The 1,045-nt window shown below is 33.6% G+C and carries 2 protein-coding genes; both read right to left on the reverse strand.

Annotated features, from left to right (window positions below):
• Positions 1–146: 146 nt before the first annotated feature.
• Positions 147–548, reverse strand: coding sequence for a type VI secretion system tube protein TssD (gene tssD / locus E1171_RS02990; protein WP_155203939.1), 402 nt, complete (start codon positions 546–548; stop codon positions 147–149).
• A 24-nt stretch (positions 549–572) separates the two neighbouring features.
• Entirely contained in the window at positions 573–968 is a 396-nt protein-coding gene (tssD, locus tag E1171_RS02995) for a type VI secretion system tube protein TssD (RefSeq protein WP_155203941.1), read from the reverse strand.
• Positions 969–1,045: the final 77 nt, after the last annotated feature.

Consider the following 1,045-nt stretch of genomic DNA (forward strand, 5'->3'; position numbering starts at 1 on the left):
TCAAGTTTGTAATACAAAATTGGATAGGATCCTCCGTCTATTTCTAACTTTCCATCTAAAGACATAATGTTGTTTTTAATTGGCTGGTGGATGAATTCATCTTAATGAAGGGCTCCTCAAGCCCTTCATTTGAAGAAGATTCTTTTTTATGATTTATTTATGTCAAACTTGACAGATCCTACTTCAAGTTTTGGGGTAATTATAGTAAAGGACTCAATGTTGTAACCATCTCGAGAAAAATACTCCTTGTATTTAACAAGGTTACCCTTCGAAAACTTTACAGTTCTAATGGTTTTATTTTCTGGGCCTTTAAATTCAACAGTGCCATTTTTTCCTTCCTTTTCAAAACTGTTCATCCAATCAGCGAAGAAGGTGTCAGCACCAGATGATTTAATTATTAATGAGATATACCCGCCTCTCAAATCACTTGTAGGATTGTTGTTTTCACTGTGCCGATATAAATCATAAAAACATTCCTGTACATTATTTGGGTCTTTTTCTTTTGGAGTATACCCGTCCACTTTTAATTCTGCTTTATAAGCTGCCATAGTTATACTTTTTAAAATTTATTTTTAACCTTTATTTACTTCAATTTCTGTCCCATTTATTTTTAGGTCCTGGGTAACAATGGTGAATGATTCAATGTTTTCACCGTCGGCGGTAAAAGCTTCCATGTAATTGGAAAGATGAGCATCTGAAAATTCTAGAGTTCTTACCGTCTCCTCCTCAGCGCTCTTAAAAAGGACTGAACCTTTTTTACCTTTATCATAAGTATTCATCCAGTCCACAAAAAAATTGTCTTTTTCCGAGGAATTAATTTCCAGATGTATCTCGCCTCCTCTTAAGTCACTTGTAGGCTCGTTATAAGAAGTAAGTCTACTTAAGCGGTAATTACATTTTCGCACATTATTCGGGTCCTCATCTTTTCTATTATACCCGTCCACTTTTAATTCTGCTTTGTAAGCCATAGTCAAAAAAGGTTTAAATAGTTAATAAATTAAAAAAAACAGATCTGCTTAGTAACTTTTAAAACATAAGGGTAATT

Origin of the sequence: Xanthovirga aplysinae (assembly GCF_009711365.1) — a bacterium.
Taxonomy (GTDB): Bacteria; Bacteroidota; Bacteroidia; order Cytophagales; family Cyclobacteriaceae; genus Xanthovirga; species Xanthovirga aplysinae.